This window comes from Streptomyces sp. ID05-39B (genome assembly GCF_033794725.1).
GTDB lineage: Bacteria > Actinomycetota > Actinomycetes > Streptomycetales > Streptomycetaceae > Streptomyces > Streptomyces bobili.
In genome coordinates, this window is the sequence record NZ_JARGEF010000050.1 from 14,318 (window position 1) to 40,105 (window position 25,788).

At 71.0% G+C, this 25,788-nt stretch carries 25 protein-coding genes and 1 pseudogene; 17 read left to right on the forward strand and 9 right to left on the reverse strand.

Annotated elements, in window-relative coordinates; translation table 11 throughout:
- Positions 1 to 82 precede the first annotated feature (82 nt).
- The 9 genes from P1P75_RS14010 to P1P75_RS14050 all read left to right on the forward strand — a co-directional run bounded on the left by P1P75_RS14010 (position 83) and on the right by P1P75_RS14050 (position 9,249).
- On the forward strand, positions 83 to 244 hold the full coding sequence (locus tag P1P75_RS14010) for a hypothetical protein (protein ID WP_319071846.1): 162 nt from the start codon (positions 83 to 85) through the stop codon (positions 242 to 244).
- A complete protein-coding gene (locus P1P75_RS14015) occupies positions 241 to 1,539 on the forward strand; it encodes an ArsB/NhaD family transporter (RefSeq protein ID WP_319255124.1) in 1,299 nt (432 codons plus the stop codon). Before P1P75_RS14010 ends, P1P75_RS14015 begins: the two co-directional genes overlap by 4 nt.
- A 90-nt stretch (positions 1,540 to 1,629) precedes the next feature.
- Positions 1,630 to 1,920 carry a DUF3040 domain-containing protein gene (locus P1P75_RS14020; protein ID WP_319071842.1) on the forward strand — a complete coding sequence of 97 codons (291 nt, stop codon included), beginning with the start codon at positions 1,630 to 1,632 and terminating at the stop codon, positions 1,918 to 1,920.
- Positions 1,921 to 1,965: 45 nt separating this feature from the next.
- A complete protein-coding gene (locus P1P75_RS14025) occupies positions 1,966 to 3,498 on the forward strand; it encodes a potassium/proton antiporter (RefSeq protein WP_319071840.1) in 1,533 nt (510 codons plus the stop codon).
- Positions 3,499 to 4,058: 560 nt separating this feature from the next.
- A complete protein-coding gene (locus tag P1P75_RS14030) occupies positions 4,059 to 5,273 on the forward strand; it encodes a cation:proton antiporter (protein ID WP_319071838.1) in 1,215 nt (404 codons plus the stop codon).
- 115 nt (positions 5,274 to 5,388) lie between these two features.
- Entirely contained in the window at positions 5,389 to 6,444 is a 1,056-nt protein-coding gene (locus P1P75_RS14035) for a helix-turn-helix domain-containing protein (RefSeq protein ID WP_319071836.1), read from the forward strand.
- A 343-nt stretch (positions 6,445 to 6,787) separates the two neighbouring features.
- Entirely contained in the window at positions 6,788 to 7,225 is a 438-nt protein-coding gene (locus P1P75_RS14040; RefSeq protein ID WP_319255127.1) for an NfeD family protein, read from the forward strand.
- Between the two features lie 29 nt (positions 7,226 to 7,254).
- The gene (locus P1P75_RS14045) at positions 7,255 to 8,364 is read left to right on the forward strand and encodes an SPFH domain-containing protein (protein WP_319255129.1); all 1,110 of its coding nucleotides are present in this window, start codon (positions 7,255 to 7,257) and stop codon (positions 8,362 to 8,364) included.
- Positions 8,365 to 8,790: 426 nt separating this feature from the next.
- Positions 8,791 to 9,249: a CBS domain-containing protein gene (locus P1P75_RS14050; RefSeq protein WP_319071832.1), complete on the forward strand. Its 459-nt coding sequence runs from the start codon at positions 8,791 to 8,793 to the stop codon at positions 9,247 to 9,249.
- Positions 9,250 to 9,332: 83 nt separating this feature from the next.
- Here P1P75_RS14050 and P1P75_RS14055 read toward each other — a convergent pair whose 3' ends face one another.
- From P1P75_RS14055 to P1P75_RS14065, 3 genes are read right to left on the reverse strand one after another with little or no spacing between them, the layout of a single operon-like run.
- Positions 9,333 to 9,596, reverse strand: coding sequence for a hypothetical protein (locus P1P75_RS14055; RefSeq protein ID WP_319255131.1), 264 nt, complete (start codon positions 9,594 to 9,596; stop codon positions 9,333 to 9,335).
- A complete protein-coding gene (locus P1P75_RS14060; protein WP_319255133.1) occupies positions 9,593 to 10,852 on the reverse strand; it encodes a cation:proton antiporter in 1,260 nt (419 codons plus the stop codon). The genes P1P75_RS14055 and P1P75_RS14060 overlap by 4 nt, the downstream gene beginning before the upstream one ends.
- Positions 10,853 to 10,855: 3 nt before the next feature.
- Positions 10,856 to 11,326: a TrkA C-terminal domain-containing protein gene (locus P1P75_RS14065; RefSeq protein WP_319071931.1), complete on the reverse strand. Its 471-nt coding sequence runs from the start codon at positions 11,324 to 11,326 to the stop codon at positions 10,856 to 10,858.
- Positions 11,327 to 11,526: 200 nt separating this feature from the next.
- Here P1P75_RS14065 and P1P75_RS14070 point away from each other — a divergent pair, with 200 nt between their 5' ends.
- The 4 genes and pseudogenes from P1P75_RS14070 to P1P75_RS14085 form a co-directional block, all read left to right on the forward strand.
- Complete coding sequence (locus P1P75_RS14070; RefSeq protein ID WP_319071818.1) at positions 11,527 to 11,964, forward strand: hypothetical protein; 438 nt, start codon at positions 11,527 to 11,529, stop codon at positions 11,962 to 11,964.
- A 324-nt stretch (positions 11,965 to 12,288) separates the two neighbouring features.
- On the forward strand, positions 12,289 to 12,729 hold the full coding sequence (locus tag P1P75_RS14075) for a GFA family protein (protein ID WP_319255135.1): 441 nt from the start codon (positions 12,289 to 12,291) through the stop codon (positions 12,727 to 12,729).
- A gap of 342 nt (positions 12,730 to 13,071) precedes the next feature.
- Positions 13,072 to 13,197, forward strand: a complete 126-nt coding sequence (locus tag P1P75_RS14080; protein ID WP_319255137.1) for a hypothetical protein — start codon at positions 13,072 to 13,074, stop codon at positions 13,195 to 13,197.
- 112 nt (positions 13,198 to 13,309) lie between these two features.
- Positions 13,310 to 13,990, forward strand: a pseudogene (locus P1P75_RS14085) (C4-dicarboxylate ABC transporter); the annotation flags it as partial.
- Here P1P75_RS14085 and P1P75_RS14090 read toward each other — a convergent pair.
- The 4 genes from P1P75_RS14090 to P1P75_RS14105 all read right to left on the reverse strand — a co-directional run bounded on the left by P1P75_RS14090 (position 13,902) and on the right by P1P75_RS14105 (position 18,504).
- Positions 13,902 to 14,621 (reverse strand): helical backbone metal receptor, encoded by a 720-nt coding sequence (locus P1P75_RS14090; RefSeq protein WP_319255139.1) that lies wholly within the window; start codon positions 14,619 to 14,621, stop codon positions 13,902 to 13,904. The pseudogene P1P75_RS14085 and the gene P1P75_RS14090 sit on opposite strands and share 89 nt — an antisense overlap.
- A complete protein-coding gene (locus P1P75_RS14095; RefSeq protein ID WP_319255141.1) occupies positions 14,621 to 15,187 on the reverse strand; it encodes an XRE family transcriptional regulator in 567 nt (188 codons plus the stop codon). Before P1P75_RS14095 ends, P1P75_RS14090 begins: the two co-directional genes overlap by 1 nt.
- 430 nt (positions 15,188 to 15,617) lie before the next feature.
- Positions 15,618 to 17,429 carry an ABC transporter permease/substrate binding protein gene (locus P1P75_RS14100; protein WP_319255143.1) on the reverse strand — a complete coding sequence of 604 codons (1,812 nt, stop codon included), beginning with the start codon at positions 17,427 to 17,429 and terminating at the stop codon, positions 15,618 to 15,620.
- Positions 17,422 to 18,504, reverse strand: a complete 1,083-nt coding sequence (locus tag P1P75_RS14105; RefSeq protein WP_319255145.1) for a glycine betaine/L-proline ABC transporter ATP-binding protein — start codon at positions 18,502 to 18,504, stop codon at positions 17,422 to 17,424. The genes P1P75_RS14100 and P1P75_RS14105 overlap by 8 nt, the downstream gene beginning before the upstream one ends.
- Before the next feature lie 216 nt (positions 18,505 to 18,720).
- Here P1P75_RS14105 and P1P75_RS14110 point away from each other — a divergent pair, with 216 nt between their 5' ends.
- The 3 genes from P1P75_RS14110 to P1P75_RS14120 all read left to right on the forward strand — a co-directional run bounded on the left by P1P75_RS14110 (position 18,721) and on the right by P1P75_RS14120 (position 22,487).
- Complete coding sequence (locus tag P1P75_RS14110) at positions 18,721 to 19,650, forward strand: 5'-3' exonuclease (RefSeq protein WP_319255158.1); 930 nt, start codon at positions 18,721 to 18,723, stop codon at positions 19,648 to 19,650.
- Positions 19,651 to 19,746: 96 nt separating this feature from the next.
- On the forward strand, positions 19,747 to 20,592 hold the full coding sequence (locus tag P1P75_RS14115; protein ID WP_319255147.1) for a siderophore-interacting protein: 846 nt from the start codon (positions 19,747 to 19,749) through the stop codon (positions 20,590 to 20,592).
- Between the two features lie 329 nt (positions 20,593 to 20,921).
- Entirely contained in the window at positions 20,922 to 22,487 is a 1,566-nt protein-coding gene (locus tag P1P75_RS14120; protein ID WP_319255149.1) for an amino acid permease, read from the forward strand.
- A gap of 69 nt (positions 22,488 to 22,556) precedes the next feature.
- On the opposite strand, the gene P1P75_RS14125 is transcribed toward P1P75_RS14120, so the two are convergent.
- Positions 22,557 to 23,138: a GNAT family N-acetyltransferase gene (locus P1P75_RS14125; protein WP_319255151.1), complete on the reverse strand. Its 582-nt coding sequence runs from the start codon at positions 23,136 to 23,138 to the stop codon at positions 22,557 to 22,559.
- A 68-nt stretch (positions 23,139 to 23,206) separates the two neighbouring features.
- Between P1P75_RS14125 and P1P75_RS14130 the strand changes: the two genes are divergently transcribed.
- Positions 23,207 to 24,172, forward strand: a complete 966-nt coding sequence (locus tag P1P75_RS14130) for an RluA family pseudouridine synthase (protein WP_319255154.1) — start codon at positions 23,207 to 23,209, stop codon at positions 24,170 to 24,172.
- On the opposite strand, the gene P1P75_RS14135 is transcribed toward P1P75_RS14130, so the two are convergent.
- The gene (locus tag P1P75_RS14135) at positions 24,166 to 25,692 is read right to left on the reverse strand and encodes a cytochrome P450 (protein WP_319255156.1); all 1,527 of its coding nucleotides are present in this window, start codon (positions 25,690 to 25,692) and stop codon (positions 24,166 to 24,168) included. The two genes, P1P75_RS14130 and P1P75_RS14135, sit on opposite strands and share 7 nt — an antisense overlap.
- Between the last annotated feature and the right edge of the window lie 96 nt (positions 25,693 to 25,788).

The following is a 25,788-nucleotide window of genomic DNA, read 5'->3' on the forward strand; positions in this document are numbered from 1 at the left end:
CGAGCAGGGGTGCGGGCTGCGGTGTCGGGCGGGCGGCACAGGGGGGGCGGGTCTGTCGGATCACGAGAGGAGCCCGGCCCCAATGTACGCAGTGCCAAAGCGGCATGGTCACACCAAGGCGGTCTCCGGCCCGGTCCTGCTGGCGCTGCGGTTGCGCCGCGCGGCAGCCGTGTGGGTGCGCCGCCTTGCGGGTGCCGACACGGCCGGGACTGGCCGGTGCGGCGTGCGGGAGGGGGCGCGGTGAGCGTCACGGCATGGATGGCGGTGGCGGTGTTCGCCGCCGTCTACGTGCTGATCGCGACGGAGTGGGTGCACCGGGTAGCTGCCGCGCTGGGCGGCGCGGTGGTGATGCTGCTGATCGGGGCGACCGACGCCGAGCACGCGTTCTTCTCCGAACACGCGGGCATCGATTGGAACGTCATCTTCCTGCTGCTGGGCATGATGCTGATCGTCGCCGTGCTGAAACGGACCGGGATTTTTGAGTTCATCGCGATCTGGGCGGCGCGCCGGGCCCGTGGAAGACCGTACCGGCTGATGGTGCTGCTGACCGTGGCGACGGGGTTCCTGTCCGCCTGGCTGGACAACGTCACCACCGTGCTGCTGATCGCGCCGGTGACGATCCTGGTCTGCCGACGGCTGGGGCTGCCCGTGGTCCCGTATCTCATCGCCGAGGTGATGGCCTGCAACATCGGCGGAGCTGCCACCCTCATCGGGGACCCGCCCAACATCATGATCGGCTCCCGTGCGGACCTGTCCTTCAACGACTTCCTGATCCACATGACGCCGATCGTCGTCGTGCTGATGATCGTGTTCGTTCTGATGAGCCGGGTGATGTTCCGGAACGCGTTCCGCTACGACCCAGAGCGCGCCGCGTCCGTTATGGAGCTGAACCCGCGGGAGGCCATTAAGGACGTCCGGCTGCTCATCGTCAGCGGCGTGGTGATCAGCGCCGTTATGGCCTGCTTCGTGCTGCACACCGTGCTGCATCTGGAGCCGTCGGTGGTGGCCATCAGTGGGGGGCTGCTGCTGCTCGGCGTCTCCCGGCTCGCCCCGGGTGATGTGGTCAAGGACGTGGAGTGGGAGACCCTGGCGTTCTTCACCGGACTGTTCGTCATGGTCGGCGCGATGGTGCAGACCGGAGTGATCGGCGACCTGGGAAAGGCGGCGGCCGACGCGACCGGCGGCAATCTGCAGGGGACGGCGATGGCCCTGGTGTTCGGCTCCGTCGTGCCCTCCGCGGTCATCGACAACATCCCCTTCGTGGCGTCGGTGAGCCCGATCGTCTCGGAGATCGTGGCCTCGGCCGGCGGGCCTGAGGAGGCCGGGATGCTGTGGTGGGCCTTCGCGCTCGGCGCGGACCTCGGCGGAAACGCCACGATCATCGCCTCCTCGGCCAACGTCGTCGTCATCGGCATCGCCGAGCGGGAAGGGCACCACATCTCGTTCTGGCAGTTCAGCCGCTACGGACTCATCGTCACCGCCGTCACCGTCACCATCGCGGCCGCGTATGTGTGGCTGCGCTACTTCGCTCTGGTGTGATCGTGATGCCCCGACCCCGCAAGGAGACCAGATGGACCGCACCGCTCACCGCGACGCCTGCCCACCGCCCCGCGCCGGGAGGAGGAGGTCATGGCCGGATCGGATGACAAGCGGCTCGGCGAGATCGAGTCCCGCCTGCACCGTGAGGATCCCCGGTTCGCCCGCGCCCTCGGGGCCGGCCGCCCCTGCCGGCCACGCGAGTACCGGCACACGCGGGCATGGCTGCTGCTCGCCCTCGCCCTGGCCGTGCTGGGCACCGGCATCGCCTTGGCACAGGGACTGCTCATCGCCACGGGCCTGGTCCTGGCCGGGATCGCCGGGGAACTGTTCGACCCGGATCGAGACGTGCGCAGGCACCGCAACCCACCGCCCCCGCCCTGACCCCTGTGACCGCCGGGCGGCTGCCGCTGCCACGAGGACCGATCGATGACCTTGTCCGAGCTGTACCTGACGCTGCTGATCGGTGGCACGGTGCTGCTGGCCAGCATCGCCGCTGCCCGCACCGCCGACCGCATCGGCCTGCCCAGTCTGCTGCTGTTCCTCGCGGTCGGCGTCATCGCCGGCGAGGACGGTCTCGGCCTGCAGTTCGACGACGCCCAGCTCGCCCAGGCCCTGGGCACCGCCGCCCTGGCAGTCATCCTCGTCGAGGGCGGCCTGACCACCCAGTGGAGCGACGTCAAGCGCCTGCTCACCCCCGCCGCCGTGCTCGCCACCGCCGGTGTGGCCGTCTCGGTCGTGGTGACCGCCGCCGGTGCGCACTGGCTGCTGGGCATGGACTGGCACCTGGCGCTGCTGCTGGGGGCGATCGTCTCCTCCACCGACGCCGCCGCCGTCTTCGCCGTCCTGCGCGCGCTGCCGCTGCCACAGAAAGTGACCGCATTGGTGGAGGCCGAGTCCGGCTTCAACGACGCCCCCACCATCATCCTCGTCCTGGCCTTCGCCACCGCCACCACCGACCTGCCCGGCCCCGCACCCCTCCTGGGTAACCTGCTCTACCAGCTCGCGGTCGGCGGCACGCTGGGTGTGCTGATCGGCCGCCTGGGCGTCGCCGCGCTGCGGCGCATCGCACTGCCCGCCACGGGCCTGTACCCGCTGGCCACGGTCGGCTTCGGCATCATCGCCTTCGCCGCCGCCGGAGCGGTCAACGCCAGCGGCATCATCGCCGCCTACCTGTCCGGCCTCGTCCTGGGCAACGCCAAGCTTCCCCACCGCGCAGCCACCCGATCGTTCGCCGAGGGCGCCGGCTGGCTGGCCCAGATCGGCCTGTTCGTCATGCTGGGCCTGCTCGTCGACCCCAGCGAACTGCCCTCTGCGGTCCTCCCGGCCCTCGTCGTCGGCCTGGTCCTGCTGCTGGCCGCCCGCCCGGTCTCCGTCCTGGCCTGCCTGCTGCCCTTCCGGGGCATCTCGTGGCGCGAGCAGGCGTTCATCTCCTGGGCCGGCCTGCGCGGCGCGGTCCCCATCGTGCTCGCCACCTTCCCCATCGTCGCCGGAGTCACCGGCGCCCGCGACGTACTCAACATCGTGTTCGTCCTCGTGGTCCTGTTCACCCTCATCCAGGGCCCCACCCTGCCCGTCGTCGCCCGGCGCCTGGGCCTGACCCGCCCGGGCGCGCTGCGGGAAATCCAGGTCGAGACCGCACCCCTCGACGTACTGGACGCCGACCTGCTCACCGCCACGATTCCGCAGGGCTCCCGGCTGCACGGCGTCGCCGTCTTCGAACTCCGGCTGCCGACCCCGACCGTCATCACCCTGATCGTCCGCGACGGCACCACCCTCGTTCCCGACCGCGACACCGTGCTGCACGTCGACGACGAACTCCTGCTCATCACCACCCCCCAAACCCGGGAAGCCGCAGAACGTCGGCTCCGTGCGATTGGCCGACGCGGCAAACTCGCCCGCTGGCTCGGCGAACACGGCGCCCCCGAGCCCGAACCCACCACTGCGGCACGGACCGAATGACGCCGCACCGCTCGCGAATTGCCGCAATCCGGGGCGCTTTCCTCCCTGTACATAATTGAATGATGCTTATGCGTGATTCGTCGTGCGGTAAGCTCTTTACCGAGTCTTAGCGCTCTATTGAGCGGCTGATTGCTCATTCTGTAGGGACTGCATTCCGGTGCTTGCCGGATCCGGGTGCGATGGGGGGACGTGACATGGATCGGCCTGTGCGCATCGACAACACGGCCCGTGACAACGTTCCTGAACCGGGTACTGCCGTTCCCAGCATTTGATCTCCCGGGCGACCGCACACACCCGGATTTCCCTACGCATTGCTGCCCGGCCGGCCCATGGCGGCCCGGCCCACGGGCAGGCGGGCCGAGGCCACCTGGAGCCCACCGCCCGCTGCCCTTGGCCAGTTGCCCACGCGCACGCTGACACCGACCCGGTCTTGCCTCACCCGGCCTGACCGAGCGTTTCCGTACGCCCGCCCAGCCTTGCCGGCCTCACCGGCAGCGCCCGCTCGCCGCCCGTTGCCGAGAAGGCACAGACGCCGTCACCGAACCGGAGGACCGACGCCCGTGCACAACACCACCGCCATGCTCATCGAACTCGGGGCGATCATTCTCGCCCTGGGCCTGCTGGGCCGCCTCGCCGGACGGGTGGGCTTCTCACCCATACCCCTCTACCTCCTGGCCGGGCTCGCCTTCGGCCACGGCGGCATCCTTCCCCTGCAGGCCAGCGAGGAGTTCACCGCGACCGGTGCCGAGATCGGCGTCATCCTGCTGCTGCTCCTGCTCGGCCTGGAGTACAGCGCCTCCGAACTCGTCACCAACCTCAAGACCCAGTACCCCTCCGGCGCGGTCGACTTCGCCCTCAACGCGATACCCGGTGCTGTCGCGGCACTGGTCCTGGGCTGGGGGCCGGTGGCCGCTGTCGCGCTGGCCGGTGTCACCTGGATCTCCTCCTCCGGCGTCATCGCCAAGGTTCTCGGTGACCTGCGCCGGCTCGGCAACCGCGAAACCCCCGTCGTGCTCGGCGTGCTCGTCATCGAGGACCTCGCCATGGCGCTCTACCTGCCGATCCTCACCGCCCTGCTCGCAGGCGTCAGCCTGGCGGGCGGCGCCGTCACCCTGCTGATCTCCCTGGGCACGGTCGGCGCCGTCCTCTACGTCGCACTGCGCCACGGACGGCTGATCAGCCGCGCGGTCTCCTCCGACAGCGCGGAAATGCTCCTGCTGGTCGTGCTCGGCCTGACCCTCCTCGTCGCAGGCATCGCCCAGGAACTCCAGGTCTCGGCGGCCGTCGGCGCCTTCCTCGTCGGCATCGCCCTGTCCGGCGAGGTCGCCGAGGGCGCCAGCAACCTCCTCACTCCGCTGCGGGACCTGTTCGCCGCCGTCTTCTTCGTCTTCTTCGGCCTGTCCACCGACCCCGCCGACATCCCGCCCGTCCTCATCCCCGCCCTGCTCCTCGCCGTCGTCACCGCCCTCACCAAGGTCGCCACCGGCTGGTACGCCGCACGCCGCGCCGGGGTCCAGGGTGCTGGCCGCTGGCGGGCGGGCGGAACTCTGGTCGCCCGGGGCGAGTTCTCCATCGTCATCGCCGGCCTCGCCGTCGGCGTCGAGCCCCGCATCGGGCCACTTGCCACCGCCTACGTCCTGATCCTCGTCATCGTTGGCCCGCTCACCGCCCGCTACACCGAGCCGCTGGCCCGCCGCCTCACCCGCCGGCCCACCGCGCCAGCCTCCGCCTCAGCCGACGCCGAGCGGGCCGACTCCGCACACGCCAACGTCTGACCACCGGTCCGGAGTGAGGCGACGCCACTCCGGCCGCGCGGCCCACCGGAGCCGGTGAAGGCCGGCAGAGCAGCAGCAAGGACCCGCCGCCCCGGGCAACTCACAGGAGGGGCATGTGACCGTGCACGACACGCCTGGTGAGTTCCTCGACGGCTACGTCCAGATCCTGGCGGAAGCCTCCGCCACCGGCCGCCGCCTCACTCGCGACGAACTGCGCTCCCGCCGCGTACTGGGCGCGAGAGCCGCGGCGTCGGGCCACGGATGGCGGGTGCTGGTGCGGGAACATCTCGCGGCCAGTCGCACCAGCTGGCCCACCGCAGCCGCCCCGGACAGCGTCCTGTCCATCATCGAGCAGGCCGTGGACGCCTTCGCCGACGGATACGAGCGCGCCCAGCGCCGGGTCATACGGCAAGAAGAGGCAGCCAGACGCGAGTTCATCGACAACCTGCTCCACGGCCGGGGCGACCCCGGCCACCTTTCCGCACGCGCCGAACAGTTCGGGCTGCGCTTGTCGCACGCCCACGCCGTCGCCGTCGCCGAAGGCCCCGCCAAGTACGACGAGACCGACCCCGTCCCCCGCCAGGTGCAGGACGCCCTCTTCGGCCGCTTCGAGAACCGCCGGATCCTGTTCACCACCAAGGACGGCCGGATGGTCTGCATAGCCCCCGGCGACCAAGGCGACGTCCTGACCCACTTCGCCAAGCATGCCCACGCCGCCACCGACGGCGGCCAAGTCGCCATCGGCCGCCCCCGGCCCGGCGCCGTCGGCATCGGGCACAGCTACGAAGAAGCCCTCAACGCCCTCGACGTCGCCCAGCGCATGGGCCTCGACGACCCGCTGCTGCACGCCGCCGACCTGCTGGTCTTCCCCGTCCTCGCCCGCGACCGGCAGGCCCTGATGGACCTCGTACACAGCACCCTCAGCCCGCTGGAGCAAGCCCGCGGCGGAGCCCAGCCCCTCCTCGACACGCTGACCGCCTACTTCGACACCGGCTGCGTGGCCGCCGAAACCGCCCGCCGACTGTCGCTGAGCGTACGGGCCCTGACCTACCACCTGGAACGCATCCACACCCTGACCGGCACCGACCCCACCGACCCGAGCCACCGCTACACCCTGCAGACCGCGGTCATCGGCGCCCGCCTCCTCGACTGGCCGACCAGACCCCTGTGATCCACAGACACATCCCCAGGCACCGCCTAACCGACGGAGGCGTCGTCGGCACAGTCGGCAGGGGTGTGCCGGAGAGTGGGTGTCGGGTACCGGCGAAAATGGGTGCTGGTCCCGATGGCTATGCCGCAAGGCCGCGTGTGACGGTGGTGTGGACCTTATCCGTCGGTCCGAGGAGCCATGACGCAGCGTGGCACCGCCGGCGCGGCCGTTCTACTGCCCGCAGGTATCCATGCCGGTCAGGGCCGGTCCTTCAACGACCAAGAACCTCGGCTTCCGTGTCGGTTCTGTCCGGCGTTACGGAAGGTAACTTGGTGGAGAAGGCCTCTGTAAGGAGGGCGATTCGATGCCGTGGTTCGTATGGCTGCTCGCCGCCGGGGTGCTGGGTGCCGCGGAGTTCTTCACCCTGACACTGGTCTTCGGGCTGCTGGCGGGCGCCGCGTTGGTGGCCGCCGTAGTCGCCGGTGTGGGCATCGGCGCTCTCGGCCAGCTCGTCGCCTTCGGGGTAGCAGCGGCAGCGGGTCTCGTCCTCGTCCGTCCCATCGCGCTGCGGCACATGGCACAGCAACCCCTCACACGCGAGGGCAGTGATGCGCTGATCGGCAGGCGGGCCGAGGTCATGCAGGAGGTCACCGCCACCCAGGGCCTGATCAAACTCTCCGGCGAGGAATGGTCCGCCCGCGCCCTCGACGAAAGCCTGGTGATTCCGGTGGGAGCGTCGGTGGATGTCATGGAGATCGAAGGCGCCACGGCCATCGTCTACCCCCGCGAACTCCTTCCCTGAACGGCTGAACACACAGCAACGGAGGCACCGTGGATCCAGTTGTCATCCTCACTCTTGTGGCGGCCCTCGTTGTCGTCTTCCTCGTGGCCTCCACGGTGCGGATCGTCCCGCAGGCGCGCCGCTACAACATCGAGCGGTTCGGCCGGTATCGCCGGACGCTGCAACCCGGCCTGAACTTCGTGGTGCCGGTGGCGGACCGCATCAACACCAAGCTCGACGTGCGCGAGCAGGTCTATTCCTCCGACCCCAGGCCGGTGATCACCGAGGACAACCTCGTGGTGAACATCGACACCGTCCTCTACTACCAGATCACCGACCCACGGGCGGCGGCCTACGAGGTCGCCGACTACCTGCAGGCCATCGATCAGCTCACCGTGACCACGCTGCGCAACGTCATCGGCTCCATGGACCTGGAGGAGACCCTCACCTCCCGTGAGGAGATCAACTCCCGGCTCCGCGCCGTCCTCGACGACGCCACCGGCAAATGGGGCATCCGCGTCAACCGCGTCGAGATCAAGGCCATCGATCCACCGCACACCATCAAGGAGGCGATGGAGAAGCAGATGCGGGCTGAGCGTGACAAGCGTGCGGCCATCCTGCACGCCGAAGGGGACCGGCAAGCCAAGATTCTTACCGCGGAAGGCACGAAGCAGAAGGACATCCTGGAGGCCCAGGGCACCCAGCAGGCCATGATCCTGCGGGCGGACGGCGAGGCAAAGGCGGTGGAGCTCGTCTTCCAGGCCGTCCATCACAACAACGCCGACCCGAAGATCCTGGCCTACAAGTACCTGGAGACGCTCCCGCACCTCGCGAGCAGCGACAGCAACACGTTCTGGGTGATCCCGGGGGAGCTGACCGAGGCAATTCGGACCGTCACCAGTGCATTCGGTGATCAGACGACGGCGGGTCCTCCCAAACCTGCGCAACCTGCGGAAGCAGTCACCGCCGACGCTGACGACACGTCGCAGGAAAGCTGGATTCCGGAGCTCGGTGCCGGCTCGGCGGTTTCCCTCGACGCCGCGGCGGCTGCTGATGAGGCCGAGAAGCAGGCCGCCGCCGCGGTGAGCGACGCCAAGGCGGAGGCCGAGGCCGCGATGTCACCCCAGGTGCCGCGCCGGGGGCAGACGCCCGGTGATTGAGCCCACCCTCGGACTGTCGCCAGGGACCGTACACCCTACAGACCGCGGTCATCGGCGCCCGCCTGCTCAACTGGCCGACCAGACCCCTGTGATCCACAGACCGGTCCGCCAAGGGGAATCCGAATCCCCATCGGCTCTTTCCCCACGCCGCATCCGATGACTGGGAGAGGCGACGTCGGTACAGTCGGTAGTGGTGCGCCGGGAAGTCTGGTCGGCGGTTCACAAGATCTCGACTACGCGCCGACCCTGGCGAAGTTTTGGGCATGCGGCAGGTGTAGCCCACACCGCCGTGTTCACGGCTCTGCTCCCGCCCTCGTCGGTGGTGATGTGGTGCAGCACGACGGCCACCACATGGTCGTCGGTGGCCAGCCGCAGCACCTCGGCGCGGACCGGGAGTTCGGGCCGGCTGGGGAGAGGGGACCGCGCATGCGAGCACGTGACCTGGCCGAGCCGTATCCGGCGGTCTCCGCCGACGACGACGCGGTGATGGTGGCCCGCTTGTTCGTCGAGCGGCGGCTCCCGGCCTTGCTGGTCCTCGATGCCGATCAGCGGCCGTACGCGATCGTGCCGGGATCACAGCTGCTGCGCATCGTCGTCCCGGACTACGCGCTGGAAGATTCCGCGCAGGCCCTTGCCCTGCACGACTCCGAACTGGAGCGGCTGGCGGAGAAGCTGGAGGGACTCACCGTCGCGCAGTGGCTGCCCCGCCACCGCACCCTTCCGACCGTCGTCGGGCCGGATACGGGTGTCGCACAGATCGCCGCGCTGATGATCCGTACGCACACGCCATTGGTAGCGGTCATCGAGAGCGACGGCCAGCAAACGCGGACGGTGGGCGCGATCACGGCAGCCCGGCTGATGGAACACTTCCTCACGCAGGAATGACGCGGGCCGTCCGCTGCGGACGCGGTGTTCCATCCCACTATCGGCGACGCGGCGACCACCTCTCCGCCCTACGACGGCCCTGATCAGTCGGTCCGGCTGCGCCGTCTGGCCGCTATGCGCCACGCCAGGTAAACGATGCTCACCGGCCACAACACGATCAGTACCGTCAGGGTGAGGGCGCTGGAGACAGCGTACAATTCCGTATCCCGGCGCCACCCTGCACTGCGCCGCAGCACTCTGGGCAGGTTCCGGGCGATCCCGACGACGCCGCCGACGTAGACGGCCAGAGCGGCGAGTACCAAAACCGTGTCCCGGCCCGTCAGCGCCGCCCAGACCCCCTCACTCATGACCGGCCGACTGTGTCCTGGTCGTCCATCGTTTCCTTCGGCTCCGCGAGCGTAGCCTCACCCTGCGCCGGTGTGCCGCCCGCCGGCTGCGTCTTGCCCCACCGGGCGGTCAGCCGCAGGGCCACGGGCTCCGTGTAGCGGGCGGTGAGCGGGCCGAGGATGACCAGGATGAGCACGTACGCCGTGGCCAGCGGGCCCAGGGAAGGCTCGATCCCGGCGGTGACCGCAAGCCCGGCGATCACGATGGAGAACTCACCCCGCGCGACCAGCGTGCCGCCCGCCCGCCACCGGCCCTTGACCGAGACACCGGCACGCTTGGCCGCCCAGTACCCGGTGGCGATCTTCGTGCCGGCGGTGACGACGGCCAGCACGAGCGCGGGCAGCAGCACCGGCGGAATGCTGGAGGGATCGGTGTGCAGACCGAAGAAGACGAAGAACACCGCGGCGAACAGATCCCGCAACGGAGCGAGCAGGTTGTGCGCGCCCTCGGCGACCTCACCGGACAGGGCGATGCCGACCAGGAAGGCGCCCACGGCGGCGGAGACCTGCAGCTCCTGCGCGATGCCGGCGACCAGCAGGGTAAGTCCCAGCACCACCAGGAGCAGCTTCTCGGGATCGTCGCTGGAGACGAAGCGCGAGATGTGCCGCCCGTACCGCACCGCCAGCAGCAACACCAGTCCGGCAGCCCCGAGTGCGATCGCGAGTGTGGCGCTGCCGGCCGCGAGACTTGTCCCGGCCAGCAGGGCGGTGATGATGGGCAGATAGACCGCCATGGACAGGTCTTCCAGCACCAGGATGCTCAGGATCACGGGCGTTTCCCGGTTGCCGAGCCGCCCCAGATCACCGAGCACCTTGGCGATGACGCCGGAGGAGGAGATCCAGGTGACGCCCGCCAGCACCACGGCGGCCACCGGCCCCCAGCCCAGCAGCAGCGCCATCGCGGCGCCCGGCAGCGCGTTGAGCGCGGCGTCGACCAGACCCGCCGGGTACTGCGTCTTGAGGTTGGAGACCAGGTCGCTGGCCGTGTACTCCAGCCCGAGCATGAGCAGCAGCAGGATCACGCCGATCTCGGCGCCGATCGCCACGAACTCCTCGCTGGCGCCCAGCGGCAGCAGCCCGCCCTCGCCGAAAGCCAGCCCGGCCAGCAGGTAGAGCGGGATGGGTGAGAACTGGAAGCGTCCGGCGAACCGGCCCAGCAGCCCCAGACCAAGGATGATCGCACCGAACTCGATCAAGAAGACGGCAGACGAGTGCACGGATCACTCCCGCCCGAGTATCACGGCGGCAGCCTCCACGCCCTCACGGGTGCCGATCACGATCAGGGTGTCCCCGCCGGCCAGCCGGAACTCCGGGCCCGGCGAGGGGATCGCCTCGGCCCGGCGCAGCACGGCCACGATCGACACACCGGTCTCCGTGCGCATCCGGGTCTCGCCCAGCACCCGCCCGTTCCAGTGCGACGTGGCGGACAGCTCGACCCGCTCGGCCACCAGCCCCAGCTCGGTCGTCGACAGCAGACTCGGGCTGTGATGCGCGGGCATCATCGCGTCGATGAGCGCCTCCGCCTCCCCGGCGGTCAACCGCACCGACAACGCGCACGCGTCCGGATCGTCCTTGCGGTACGCACTCAAGGTTCGCGACCCGTCCCGGTGCGCGACCACAGACAGGGGACGCTGCTCCCGCGTCGTCAGGTCGTAGCGCACCCCGATCCCCGGCAACGGCGTACTGCTCATGCGCGCAGCGCCCACGGCTGTCTCCCTGTCCGATTCGGGTGTTTCTTTAGAAAATCTTTGATGACACCCTAGCGAGCGCCCCGAACCCGGCCTTCGCCAGCTCCGTCCCGAGCCAGTAGGGGGTTGCCGGGACCGGCGCGCAGACGCGGCTGGCGTGTACCTCTGCTGTGGAACGGGGAGCACCGGAAGGAAACGCAAGCATGGTTGAGTGGGTGTCCGTCAGCACTGGGGCAAGGCCCGTTCCCCGGCCCGTGGCCACGCCGCTGGTGTGGGCTGCGGCGTCCGGCGGTGCACTGCTGCTGGTGGCACTCCTCAACACCTTCGTGGGTCCGAACCGGCCCTCACTCGCCCTGGCCGCTCTGTCCCTGCTCGCAGCCCTGTTGGGACTGCGCGCCCGCTTCACCGCGGCCCCGGGCACGGCCGTCCTGTGCTGGTTCTTCCTCAACGGATTCGCCATCCCACCCGCCGGCACCGTCACCTGGGCCGGAGAGCGTGACACGTTCTGGCTCACCTGCCTGTTCACCGCCGTCCTCTTGGGCACGGCACTGGCTCGCCTCCACTACGCCCGCGCCGCCTACCGCCGCGTCACCACAGGAATCGACGCCGTCTCGTCGACGCGCCCGACGGGACGCATCTGAGCAGCGAACGCCGACCCGGATCGCCCTGAAACGCTGACCTCGTACACCCAGGCCCTGCACGCCCGGCACCCCGACGCCGAGATGGCCTGGCCGCCCCCGCGGAACGGCCGCGGCACCCTGAATGCCGACACCTGGCGCGAGGCTGGGTGAACCGTCCGTGCCCGGCCGCCCCTGAGCCGGAGCTTCTCGCCCGGCCCGTGACGCCTCCGCAATCGGCGCACGCGGCCGGGGACCCGCCAGAGCAGCCAACAGCTTCCTGGCGATCATGGAAGGGATGGCACACTAATGCGCCCAACTTGCCCATAGCGCATCGGAGATGACCTGATGAACGCCACTCCCACCGCCGACGCCCAGGGAGCCGCAGAAGCCGCGGAGCGTTCCGGCGGCTGCTTGTGCGGCCGCATCCGCTTCACCACCCGGGGGCCAGCAGTCTTTGCCCACACCTGCGCCTGTGGACATTGCCAGAAGCTCGGCGGCACACCAGTGATGTGGTGGGTGGGATTCGAGACGGTCACCTGGACCGGTGAAGGTGGCGAGCCGACTTGGTATGAGACCTTCGAAGGCGAGGCGAAACGCGGCTTCTGCCCGACCTGTGGCAGCCGCCTCGCGGCGATCGACAGCGACATCCCGGAGATTGGCATCAACGTCACCGCCCTCGACGACACCAGCGGCCCAGACCTCGTGCCGATCCACGCGTCCTTCCGCGACAACGCCGTGCACTGGCTGCCGTCGGTGCCGGAGACCGAGCGCAGCGCGGCTGGCTGACCGCCCGTCCACTGGTCGGCAACGGCCCCCGCTTCCTCGATGGCCCCGGTCGGTAATTCCGTTCTCGCCCGCGAGCAGGGCTCGAACTCCCGGGCCGGGGCCCGCCGCGGTCATGCTCAGCGAGGACGGCGGAGAACTCTGCGAGTGCCGCGCGGCAGTCCAAGACAGTCCAAGGGATGCTCAACCGGAGCGAGTCCAGAAAGTCGCTGGGCTACTTCCTAGACGAATTCTGGCCGTCGACGCCTGCCGAGACGAATGCGTGAGACCACATCCCAGGACGTGGAGAATTCCGGGCGGCTACGAAGAATGTGGGTGAGTGGAGCACCGGGTCACAGTGATGACTTGAGGACCGCCCGCCACATGCTCCGCCGCATCGGGAACATGCTCGCCGCCGGGAACGCGAACAGGTTCATCAATGTCATCGAAGCGGCCTACATCACGCCGGCGAACAAGGCACAGTCGACCTGACAGGAACTGTGCGTCCAGACCGTTGGGTGGCCGTCCCATCCCTTCCACAGCCACCACGCGCCACCATGCCGAGGAGGTGCAGGACGTGAACACTTGCACTTAACAGGGAACCGTGTGGCTGCTGCCACTGGTCGCGCCGATGGTGTCGGCGGCGGCGGGGCCGCGCCTGGTGCCGCATCTGCCGGCCGGGCAGGCCCGCGAGACGCTGCTGCTGGCGTGTTTCGCGCTGTTCGGGCTGAGCCTGCTCGCCACGCTGGCGATGCTGCCGGTCGTGTTCGCCCGGCTGGTCACGGGCGGTCCGCTGCCCCTCGCCCTCACGCCGACCCTGTTCCTGGTGCTCGGTCCGCTCGGGCAGTCGACGACGGCCGTGGGCACGTTCGCGGAGGTCGCTCCGGGCGTGGTGCCCGCGCCGGACAGCCGCGGGTTCGCCGTCCTGGCCGTCCTGTACGGGGTGCCGGTCATGGGCTTCGCGCTGCTGTGGCTGTGCCTGGCCGTCGCCCATGTGGTGCGCGCCCGCCGGCAGGGGATGGGTTTCGCGATGACGTGGTGGGCGTTCACCTTCCCGGTCGGCACCTGCGTGACCGGCGCGGAGGCCCTGGCCCGGCACACGGGACTCGTCGCGTACGAGGCGCTGGCCACCGGGCTGTACGTCGTGCTGGTGGCCGCCTGGGCCGTGGTGGCCGCGCTCACCGTGCGGGGGCTGGTCAGCGGTGAGCTGCTCGCAGCGCCGCGCCCAGCACCTGTGGGGCCTCGGCCAGCGAGGGGCCGTACCACGTCAGGTGCCGTCCGCTGACGAGTGCGCAGGGCAGGCCGGGGAAGGCCTCCGGGCCGTCCGAGGCGGTGAAGCGGTAGGGCTCGTCGGGGAGCACGACCAGGTCCGGGCCCGCCGCCCGCAGCTCGTCCAGGGCGACCTTGGGGTAGCGGTCCTGATGGGCCGCGTGGAGGTGGTCCACGCCCAGGCGGGACAGGACGTCGCCGGCGAAGGTGTCGCGGCCCAGGACCATCCACGGGCGGCGCCAGACGGGCACGACGGCCGTCCGCCGCCGGTCGGGCGGCTTCAGGGCGCTCCAGGCCTCCTCGGCCTCGTCCAGCCAGCGGGGACGCGAGCGGGCCCCGCAGGCCTCCAGCACCCGTGCCAGTTCCCGGAAGGCCCCCGGCACGTCGCGCACCTCGGTCACCAGCACCTCGATGCCGGCGTCGCGGAGGGCGGCGAGATCGGGCTCGCGGTTCTCCTCCTCGTTGGCGATGACCAGGTCGGGCGCGAGCGCGGTGATCCGGTCGGTCGCCGGGTTCTTGGTGCCGCCCGCACGGGCGACGTCGAGGTCGGCCGGGTGGGTGCACCAGTCGGTGGCGCCGACCAGGACGCCGGGCAGGGACACGGCCACCGCCTCGGTCAGCGAGGGCACCAGGGAGACGGCCCGCACTACCGCTTGCGGTCCCGGACCGCTTCGATGTGCTCCGCGACGGCGACGACCACGATGCGGGTGTCCGGCACCGTCGCGCGCCAGCGGTGGCGGACCCCGCCGGTCAGGTACAGGGTGTCGCCGCGGCCGAGCCGGTAAGCCCGGCCCTCGGCCTCGATCTCCACGGCGCCGTCGGCGACGTACATCAACTGGTCGTTGCGGTACTGGAACTCGCGGCCGGCCTCGTGGTCGCCGGTGAACTCCGAGGCGTGCATCTGGTGGTGGCCGCGGACCAGGGAGCGGGAGCGCGGGCCGGGGCCGGCCTCGGTGATCTCGGCGCGCACGACGTCGACGCTGCACGCCGGGTCGGCGGCGGCGAGGAGTTCGACGGCCGTGGTGCGCAGGGCGTCGGCGACCTTCTCCAGGGAGCCGGTGCTGGGCCGCGCCCGGTCGTTCTCGATCTGGCTCAGGAACGGGACCGAGAGCCCGCTGCGCTCGGCCACGACGGCGAGAGTGAGGTCCAGGGAGCGGCGCCGCCGCCTGACGGCCGCGCCCACCCGAAGGGGCTGTTCTTTGTGGTCGCCCATCGCTCCGGCTCCCTCCTACGCTCGTCGGTCCGACTACCGAGTGCCCCGTCGCGGGCGCACGTCCTCTGATGAGTTCTCTGCACCCTACGCATGTTCGGCAAACCGTTTCACGAGCCCGTGACATCGAGGACACCGGGCGTCACACGCGAACTCACAGTTCGCGCCAGTCGATCATCCACGGGCAAGGCCGGTCTCCGGTGTTCTTCGGTTCAATGCGCGGGCGCCGCCGGGTGTTCCCGTGCCGTTTCCGCGGGCCGACCGGCAGGTCGGGCGGCCGGCGGGGCCGGGCGGCGGGCCGGGTGCGGGATGGCTCCGCGTGGTTGGCCGGATCCTTGTCGTGCGCGACGGCGCGCGGGGCGGGCACCGGCGTACGTCCAGGACACGTACGCCGGTGCCCGCCCCGCGCAGGACGGTCGTGGTGCTGTTCAGGTCACCCGGCCGCCCTGCTCCTCTCCCCGGCGCCGTCGACCGGTGCCCACCTGTCGAGCAGGCCGGGGTTGTCCTTCAGCCAGGTGCGTACAGCGTCCTGCTCCTTGCCCTTGCCGGACTTCTGGATCTGCGCCTCCAGACCGGTGAGCTGCTGCTCGGTCATGGAGAAGTCCTTCAGCCACGCGCCGACCTCGGGGTTGTCGGCGGCGAAGCCCTTACGGGACAGGGTGTGCACGCCGTCGCCCGCGCCCCAGGCCCCCTGGGGGTCCTTCAGCTTCTTCAGGTCGTACTCGCTGTACGCCCAGTGCGGCGACCAGAGCGTGACGACGATCGGGTCCTTCTTGGCGTAGGCCCGCTTCAGCTCGGCGAGCATCGCCGGGGTCGAGCCGTCGACGACCTGGTAGCCGTCGAGGCCGTACTCCTTGACGACCTTGTCCTTGAGCAGGCCCATCATTCCGGCGCTGGGCTCGATGCCGGTGATCTTCCCGCCGAACTCGGCAGGCCTGGCCCTGAGGTCCGCGAGGGTGTTCACGTCCTTCATGTACGACGGGACGCTCAGCTCCAGGGAGGTGGGGCCGTACCACTTGCCGAGGTCGTCGAGCTGCTTGCCGTACTTCTTCCAGTACTCGGCGTGCGTGGTGGGCAGCCAGGAGTCGGTCTGGAAGTCGATCTGGCCGGTGGCGAGGCCGGTGTAGAGGGGGGCGACGGCGTACTGGGTGGTCTTCACCTCGAAGCCGCGCTTCTCCAGCAGTTCCTTCCACAGGAAGGTGGAGGCGATCCCCTCGTCCCACGGGATGTAGCCGATGGTGATCTCCTTGCCCTTGCCGACGTCCGTGGCGGAGGCCTCGGCGGTGCCGGAGTTCGAGCCGAAGACGCCCATGCCGCCGGCGACGAGGGCCAGGACGACCACGCCGACCACGGCGACGGCCGGGCGGGGGCGGTGGCTCCACACGGTGGGGCGGACCTTGGCGGCGGCACGCCGGCCCAGCGGGGAGATGCGGGTGCCGAGGGCGCCGGTCATGCGGTCGAGGTAGATGGCGAGGACGACGATGCCGAGGCCCGCCTCGAAGCCGAGACCGATGTCGAGCCGGCCGATGGCCTCGTTGACGGAGCCGCCGAGGCCGCCGGTGCCGACCATGCCGGCGATGACGACCATCGACAGGCCCAGCATGATCACCTGGTTGACGCCCGCCATGATCGTCGGCAGGGCGAGGGGCAGCTGGACCCGCAGCAGGGTGTCACGGGGTGTGGTGCCGAAGGCCTCCGCGGCCTCGACGAGTTCGGGATCGACCTGGCGGATGCCGAGTTCGGTCATGCGCACGCCGGGGGCGAGCGCGAAGATCAGGGTGGCGATCACTCCGGCGGGCACGCCCATGCCGAAGAAGAGGATCGCGGGGATCAGCAGGACCATCGACGGCATGGTCTGGAGCAGGTCGAGGACCGGCCGCAGGGTGGCGCTGACGGCCTTGGAGCGGGCCGCCCAGATGCCCAGCGGCACGGAGATCACCAGGGCGATCACTGTGGCGACGAGCACCAGGGACAGCGTGGACATCGCCTCCTCCCACAGGTCGAGGGAGTCGATGAGCGCGAACCCGGCGAAGCCGAGGACGCCCGCGACCAGGCCGCGCAGCCACCAGGCCAGGACGGCGAAGATGCCGGCCAGGAGCAGGGGTTCGGGGGCGGTGAGGAGGGCGTCGATGCCGTCGTACATGCCTTCGACGACCGTCTTGATGGCGTCGAAGAGCCAGGACATGTGGGTGACGAGCCAGTCGACGCCGGAGTCGACCCAGTCGCCGAGGTGGAGCCTAGGCACGGGCGGTCGCCTTCCCCTCGTCGCGCGGGTCACCGCAGGCGGTGGGCTCCCCGTGTTCGTCGCCGAGGAAGCCGACGAGGCGCCTGCGGGGTACCACCCCGACGAGCTCGCGCCGCGCGTCCAGGACGGCGACCGGGTGGGTGAGGCGGGCGCTGATCGCGCACAGCTCGGTGAAGGGGGTGTCGGGGGTCGCGGTGGCGCAGTCGCAGTCGGCCTCGTCGCCGCGCAGGTCGGTGTCCATGACGGCGGAGGCGGTCAGCACGCGGGAGCGGTCGACGTCCTTGATGAAGGAGGCGACGTAGTCGTCGGCCGGGCGGACGAGGATGTCCTCTGCGGTGCCGTTCTGCACGATGCGGCCGTCGCGCATGACGGCGATGCGGTCGCCGAGGCGCATGGCCTCGTTAAGGTCGTGGGTGATGAAGACGATCGTCTTCTTCAGGGTCTGCTGGAGGGTGAGGAGCTGGTCCTGCATGTCGCGGCGGATCAGCGGGTCCAGCGCGCTGAAGGACTCGTCCATCAGGAGCAGGTCGGCGTCGGTGGCCAGGGCGCGGGCGAGTCCCACGCGCTGCTGCATGCCGCCGGACAGTTCGTCGGGCCAGGACTTCTCCCAGCCCGCCAGACCGCACAGCCGCAGGGCCTCGGTGGCGCGCTGCTCGCGCTCGGCGCGGGGCACCCCCTGCACGGCGAGGCCGTAGCCGGCGTTGTCGAGGACGCTGCGGTGCGGGAAGAGCGCGAAGTGCTGGAAGACCATGCTGATCTTCCTGGCGCGGACCTCGCGCAGTTCACGGCTCCCGAGCGCGGTCAGGTCGTCGCCGTCGAAGAGGACGCGTCCCGCGGTGGGCTCCAGCAGTCCGTTGAGCATGCGCAGCAGGGTGGACTTGCCGGAGCCGGACAGGCCCATGACGACGAAGATCTGGCCGGGGTCCACGGTGAAGGAGGCGTCGATGACGGCGGCCGTGGTGCCGTCGGCCCGCAGCTCCTCCCGGTCTGCGCCGCGGCGGAGCCGTTCGACCGCCTCGTCCTGTCGTCTGCCGAACACCTTGTACAGATGATCGGCTTCTAGCCTGGAGGACACACATACCTTCTCGGATCGGGGGCAAGGACGGAAGGGGCGCCGGGCCGGGGTGGCCGGTGAACGTCGTTCACAGTTGAAAGTGCAACCGGCACCGCTCCGGGGCGGCGCCTGCCCTGGAATCCCGGGGGCAAACGCAGCAGTGGGCCAGTTCACAGGCCCTTCACACCTGCGACCCGAGTGAACACCGGCGGGTCGGTGTCGGACCGGTGCGGCATGATGCGTGGCGTGACCGGACGACTGATGCTCCTCGACACCGCCTCGCTCTACTTCCGCGCCTACTTCGGCGTGCCGGACTCCGTGAAGGCCCCGGACGGCACGCCGGTGAACGCCGTACGCGGACTGCTGGACTTCATCGACCGCCTGGTCAAGGACCACCGGCCCGACGAGCTGGTCGCCTGCATGGACGCCGACTGGCGGCCGCAGTGGCGGGTCGACCTCATCCCCTCCTACAAGGCGCACCGGGTCGCCAAAAAGCACGAGGCCGGCCCCGACGAGGAAGAGGTGCCGGACACCCTCTCGCCGCAGGTCCCGGTGATCGAGGCGGTCCTGGACGCGCTCGGCATCGCGCGCGTGGGCGTGGCGGGCTACGAGGCGGACGACGTGATCGGCACCTTCACGGCCCGCGCGAAGGGCCCGGTCGACATCGTCACCGGCGACCGCGACCTGTACCAGCTGGTGGACGACGCGCGCGGGGTGCGGGTGCTGTATCCGCTGAAGGGTGTGGGCACGCTCCAGACGACGGACGAGGCGTGGCTGCGCGAGAAGTATGGCGTCGACGGGCGGGGGTACGCGGATCTGGCGCTGCTGCGCGGCGACCCGAGCGACGGCCTGCCCGGTGTGCCCGGCATCGGTGAGAAGACGGCGGCCAAGCTGCTGGCCGAGTTCGGCGACCTGGCCGGGATCCTGGCGGCCGTCGACGACCCGAAGGCGAAGCTCACGCCCTCGCAGCGCAAGCGGCTCGACGAGGCCCGGCCGTACCTCGCCGTCGCCCCGACGGTCGTCAAGGTCGCCGACGACGTGCCGCTGCCGGAGGTGTCGACAGAGCTTCCCCGTACGCCGCGGGAACCGCAGACGGTGGAGGCGCTGGCGGAGCGCTGGGGGCTCGGCGGGTCGCTGCAGCGGCTGCTGACGACACTCGGCGCGTGAGCATCGGCCCCGCGAGTCTGCTCGCGACTGAGGCGCCAGAGGGGGACGGGGTGCTAACTTAGGTAAACCTAACCAACGAGGGCTTGGGAGGCCGTCATGGCAGAACGTCCGGCACGGAAGCCGCGGAAGGCCCATTCCGCGCAGGTCGTCCGCACCGAACGGCTCACCCCGCACATGCAGCGTGTCGTTCTCGGCGGAGAGGGACTGGCGGAGTTCACCGCCGACACCTGCACCGACCACTATGTGAAGCTGCTGTTCGGGCCCGAGGGCGTGAGGTACCCCGAACCCTTCGACCTGGAGCGGATCCGCGAGGAGTTCCCCCGCGAGCAGTGGCCGGTGACGCGGACGTACACCGTGCGCCACTGGGACACCGAGCACCGCGAGCTGACCCTGGACTTCGTCCTGCACGGCGACGAGGGCCTCGCCGGCCCCTGGGCGGCCCGCGTCCAGCCGGGCGAGACCGTCCGTTTCATGGGCCCCGGCGGCGCCTACGCCCCCGACCCGGCCGCCGACTGGCATCTGCTGGCCGGTGACGAGAGCGCGCTTCCCGCGATCGCGGCGGCGCTGGAGTCGCTGCCCGCCGGTGCCGTGGCCCACGCCTTCGTCGAGGTCTCGGGCCCCGAGGAGGAGCAGAAGATCGACTCCGATGTGGAGGTCGTCTGGCTGCACCGCGGCGGGCGTCCGGTCGGCGAGCGGCTCGTGGAGGCCGTCCGCGCGCTGGAGTTCCCCGAGGGCCGGCTGCACGCGTTCGTGCACGGCGAGGCCGCCTTCGTGAAGGAGCTGCGCAAGCTGCTGCGGGTCGGCCTGCAGGTCCCCCGCGAGGACCTGTCGGTCTCCGGGTACTGGCGGCTCGGCCACGACGAGGACGGCTGGCAGGCCGCCAAGCGGGAGTGGAACGCCCGCGTGGAGGCCGAGCAGGAGGCCACGGCACCGGCCGCCTGAGGACCGTGGACAGCGGCCCGCCCCGTGGAGCGGGCCGCCTCTTGACGCCGTACGACCCGCAGGCCCTGGTCGAGCTGATCCAACAGCTCTGGCGGGGCCTTTCTCCTTCGGTGAACCCGGCCGACAGCTTCCCCCGCGTCACGGACACCCGACCCCGCCGCCAACAAGCGATGTATCGCGACAGTGGCCGGTCGGCGCGGACGTGAGGACTTGGGTCCGGCGCGGACACGCCCGCGTGACGCGGTGGAAACAGCCGCTCCCTAATTTCTGTCGCCCGACAGGAATTAAGCAGGGGCACGCGCCCAAGGCAGCCGAAGGCAGGTTCCGCCGTGACCACCACGACCCTCTCCGACGTACGCCCCGACCCGCCGCACTCCCCCGGACCCGACGACGGGACCCTCGAAACGTTCGGCTACCGCCAGGAGTTGCACCGCAGCCTGGGCCGGTACGCCTCGTTCGCCGCCGGCTTCTCCTTCATCTCCGTCCTCACGACCGTCTTCCAGTTCTTCGCCTTCGGGTACGCCTTCGGTGGCCCGGTCTTCTTCTGGGCCTGGCCGGCGGTGCTGGCCGGGCAACTGCTGGTCGCCGCGTGCTTCGCGGAACTGGCGGCGCGCTACCCGATCTCGGGCGCGATCTACCAGTGGTCGTCCCGGCTGTCGACACCGTCCTTCGGCTGGTTCGCCGGCTGGATCATGGTGATCGGCCAGGTCGTCGTGGTCGCGGCGGCCGCGCTGGCGCTCCAGATGGTGCTGCCGGCGATCTGGTCGGGCTTCCAGCTGATCGGCACCGACCCGGCACCCACCTCCCCCGACGGCGCGGCCAACGCGGCGCTGCTCGGCGTGATCCTGCTGGCGCTCACCACATTGGTGAACGTCCTCGACAACCGGGTGATGTCCCTCGTCAACCGGGTCGGTGTGACCGCCGAGATCATCGGCGCGGTACTCATCGTCGTCCTGCTGCTCACCCACTCCGAGCGGTCCCCGAGCATCACCTTCCACACCGAAGGAGCCGCGCAGGAAGGCCTGTTGGGGGCGCTGCTGGTGGGGTCGTTCGCCGCCGCCTACGTGATGATCGGCTTCGACAGCGCCGGTGAGATGAGCGAGGAGACGCACCATCCGCGCCGTACGGCGCCCCGTACGATCCTGACCGCGCTCGGCGCGGCGGGCCTGCTCGGCGGGCTGATCGTGCTGGGCGGCCTGCTCGCCGCACCCAGCCTCACCGACGGCCGCCTGGGCGTGGACGGGCTCAGCTACGTCCTCACCAGCAGCCTCGGGGACGGCGTCGGCAAGGCGCTGCTCGCGGACGTCGTGGTGGCGATCACCGTGGCCACCCTCGCCATCCAGACGGCGGCCTGCCGGATGCTGTTCTCCATGGCCCGCGACGGACAGCTGCCGTTCTCCGCCCGCCTCGCCCGCGTCAACCCGCGCACCGGCATGCCGAGCGCCCCGGCCGTGGTCGTCTGCGTGCTGGCGGCGGCACTGCTCCTGCTGAACTTCGCCTCCCCGGAGGCGTTCCTCGCCATCGGCACCACCTGCATCGTGATGCTGTACCTGGCCTACGCCATGGTCACCGGCCCGCTGCTGGTCCGCCGGCTGCGCGGACAGTTCTCGTCGGCCGGCACGGACGAGACCGGCGCTCCCCTGTTCTCGCTGGGCCGCTGGGGCATCCCCGTGAACGCCCTCGCCCTCCTCTACGGCCTCTTCATGACCGTCAACCTGGCCTGGCCCCGAGCGGCGGTGTACGACCCGGCGGGCGGGCACTGGTACTTCCAGTGGTTCACGGTGCTGTTCCTCGCCGTCACGGTCGCGGCGGGCCTCGCCTACCGGGCGTTCCGAGGCCGGACGACGGCCCCGGAGGCCGTGCCCGAAGCGGAGCCGGAGCCGGTGGCCGGCTGAACCGCCTTGCCGCGCGCGGTGCGGGCCGGTGCCCGAGCCGGCGCCGGCCCCACACACCGGCCCGCCCGGTCAGTCGCCCCGCACCCGTGCGTGCAGGTGCATGTCGTGCCAGCCGTCCTGGTGGAGGCCGGAGCTGCGCTTGGTGCCTTCCAGGGTGAAGCCGGTTTTCGCGGCCACACGGCAGGAGGCATCGTTGGCCGTGGCGTGCAGGAGTTCCAGGCGGTGGAAGCCGATGTCGTCCAGGGCCCAGCGGGACAGGGCTGCCGTGGCGCGGGCGGCGACGCCCCGGCCGCGGGCGGCCGGTGTGGTCCAGTAGGCGACCTCGGCCACGCCGTCGTCCAGCTCGATGCCTCGCAGCGCCACCCGTCCGCGCAGGCAGTCGGTGTCCTCGTCGACGACAGCCCACTGGACGGCCCGCTCCTCGGCCCAGGCGGTCACCCACTCCTCGATCCAGCCGGTGACCTCCTCGATCGAGTCGGCGGCCCGCACGTGCCACCGGTGCATCAGCGGGTCCTGGAAGGCCGCGTGCACGGCGGGCGCGTCCGTGCCCCGCCAGGGCCGCAGGACCAGGCCGTCGCCGGTGGGGATCACCGGCTGGGGTGACGTGGCGAGTGTGCCGGCGGGCAGGACGGGATCGGTCAGAAAGGGCATGACCGGCATCCTTCCCACCCGGCCGGAGCGTGCCAACCGGATTTTCCGGCGCCGTAGGCTGGGTCCCGATGAGACGCCGCACCCCTCCCCCGCCCTCCCCCCTGTCGCAGCGCGAGGGGGTCGATCCGGTCCGGGTACGGCTGCCGGGCGAGGGCCACTGGGCGACCGTGGGCGAGCACCTGGCCGCGCGGTACGGGGCGGCGCGGGCCGAGGCCGTGGACGCGATGTTCGCGGCGGGGCGCGTCGTCGGGGCCGACGGGCGGGCGGTGCCCGCGGACGCGGCGTACGTGCCGGGGATGTTCGTGTGGTTCCACCGGGACCTGCCCGCCGAGGAGCCGGTGCCCTTCCCGCTGGAGATCGTGTACCGCGACGAACACATCGTCGTCGCCGACAAGCCGCACTTCCTCGCGACCACCCCACGCGGCAGCCATGTCACCGAGACCGCGCTGGCCCGGCTGCGGCGGGAACTGGGCCTGCCCGCGCTGGGCGCCGCCCACCGCCTCGACCGGCTCACCGCAGGACTCGTGCTGTTCACCGTGCGCCCCGAGGAACGCGGCGCCTACCAGACCCTGTTCCGCGACCGTCTGGTCCACAAGGTGTACGAGGCGGTCGCGCCGTACGATCCGGGGCTCGCTCTTCCGGTGACCGTGCGCAGCCGGATCGTGAAGGAGCGCGGGTCCCTGACGGCGCGTGAGGTGCCGGGCGAGCCGAACGCGGTCAGCCGGGTCGAGCCGGCCGGACACCTGGCGGACGGGCTCGCCCGCTACCGGCTGACTCCGCGGACCGGGCAGACCCATCAGCTGCGGGTGCACATGGCCGCGCTGGGCGTGCCCATCCTCGGCGACCCGCTCTACCCCGAGGTGACCGCCCCCGGACCGGCCGGTGACTTCCGGCGCCCGCTGCAACTGCTGGCGCGGGAGCTGGAGTTCACCGATCCGGTCACGGGGGCCGAGCACCGGCTGCGGAGCGGGCGGACGCTGGCCGCCTGGTCGTCGTACGACACCTGGGGCGGCGGGCGGGGCGTCGGTCAGTAGCCGCGCCACCAGGCCAGGAAACGGCGCCAGGCGTTCGGCCGGCGGGCGGATTGCGGTGCGGGGGCCGGTGCGGGCGCGGGCGCGGGCGCGGGCCGCGGGACCGTCGCCGCGGGCCGGGGTTCGCCGGGCGCCGGCAGACGGGCGGCCAGGGGCGGAGCGGCCGGGGCCGCGGCGGGCACCGGCGTGATGTCGAGGGTCACCGGCATGACCGGGCGCGGCGGCGGGACCGCCCCGTGGGTCGGCCGGACCATGATGTCCTGCTCGGGCTTCGGCTCGAAGCGGACCGGTAGCTCCACGAGGTGCCGCGAGGCGATCGAGGTGGTCCAGCGCAGGTCCTCCTCGGCGCAGGCGAGCTGCACGTCCGGCAGCCGCGTCAGCAGGGCGTCGACGCCCACGTCGGCGATGGCGCGGCCGATGTCCTGACCGGGGCACTCGTGCGGACCGCCGCCGAAGGCCAGGTGGGCACGGTTGCCCTGCATGTTGGCGGCCAGGTCGGGGCGGACCCTTGGGTCCACGTTGCCCGGCGCGGGCGCGAACAGGAGGCCGTCGCCCCGGCGGATGCGCTGACCGCCCAGCTCCGTGTCCTGCTTGGCGAAGTAGGCGAAGACGGTGCTGAACGGCGGCTCGTCCCACAGGGACTGCTCGACCGCCTCCGGCACCGTCATCTGGCCGCCGTTGAGCTGGGCGAGGAAGCGCGGGTCGGTGAGGACCATGCGCAGGGCGTTGGAGAGCAGGTTGACCGTGGCTTCGTAGGCGGCGAAGAGGACCAGGCGCAGATGCTCGCGGACCTCGTCGTCGGTCAGCCCGGCCGGGTCCCTGATGAGATGGCTGGTGAAGTCGTCCTGGGGGTCGGCGCGGCGGTGGGCGGTGAGCCGGCTCAGCGCCTCCATGACGTAGGTGTGGCTGGCGATCGCGGTCTCGGTGCCCTTGAGCGCGTCCCGGGCGGCCTGAACCATCCGGTCGTCGTACTCCTCGGGCATCCCGATGACGTGGCACATCACGGCCATCGGGAGGTGCTCGGCGAACTGGCCCACCAGCTCGGCCCTGCCGCGCCCGCAGAAGCGGTTGACCAGGCGCTGCGTGGACCGGTAGATGTACCGGCGCAGGCTGCGGTCGTCGATGGTCGCCATGGCCGCGGTGACCGCGCCGCGCAGCCGCTTGTGCTCGTCGCCCTCGGCGTGGGAGCAGATGGGCTGCCACGCGATGTGCGGCATGAGGGGGTGGTCGGGCTTGACCGCGCCCTCCAGCAGCGGCGTCCAGATACGGCTGTCGCGGCTGTACTGGGAGGCCGTGCGCACCAGGTGCATGTTCTCGGCGTGGCCGAGGACCACCCACATCGGTACGTCGTCGTGGAGCAGCACCGGCGCCACCGGGCCGTGCTGTTCGCGCAGTTGCTCGTAGAGCTCGTCCAGGTTCTCCGCGCCGGGCCCGTAGAGCCGGTGCAGTCCGCCGGGGCCACGGCCGTGCGCGGGGCAGCCGGGCGGCGGGTCGAGGGCGAGGTCGTGCGGACCGGTGGTCATGGGGTGGTCAGGCGTCACTGGGTCGCTCCGAAAGGGTCCGGGAAGATCCGGGAGGGTCCGGGAGTCCGGAAAAGGTCGGTGGCTGGCTCTTATAAA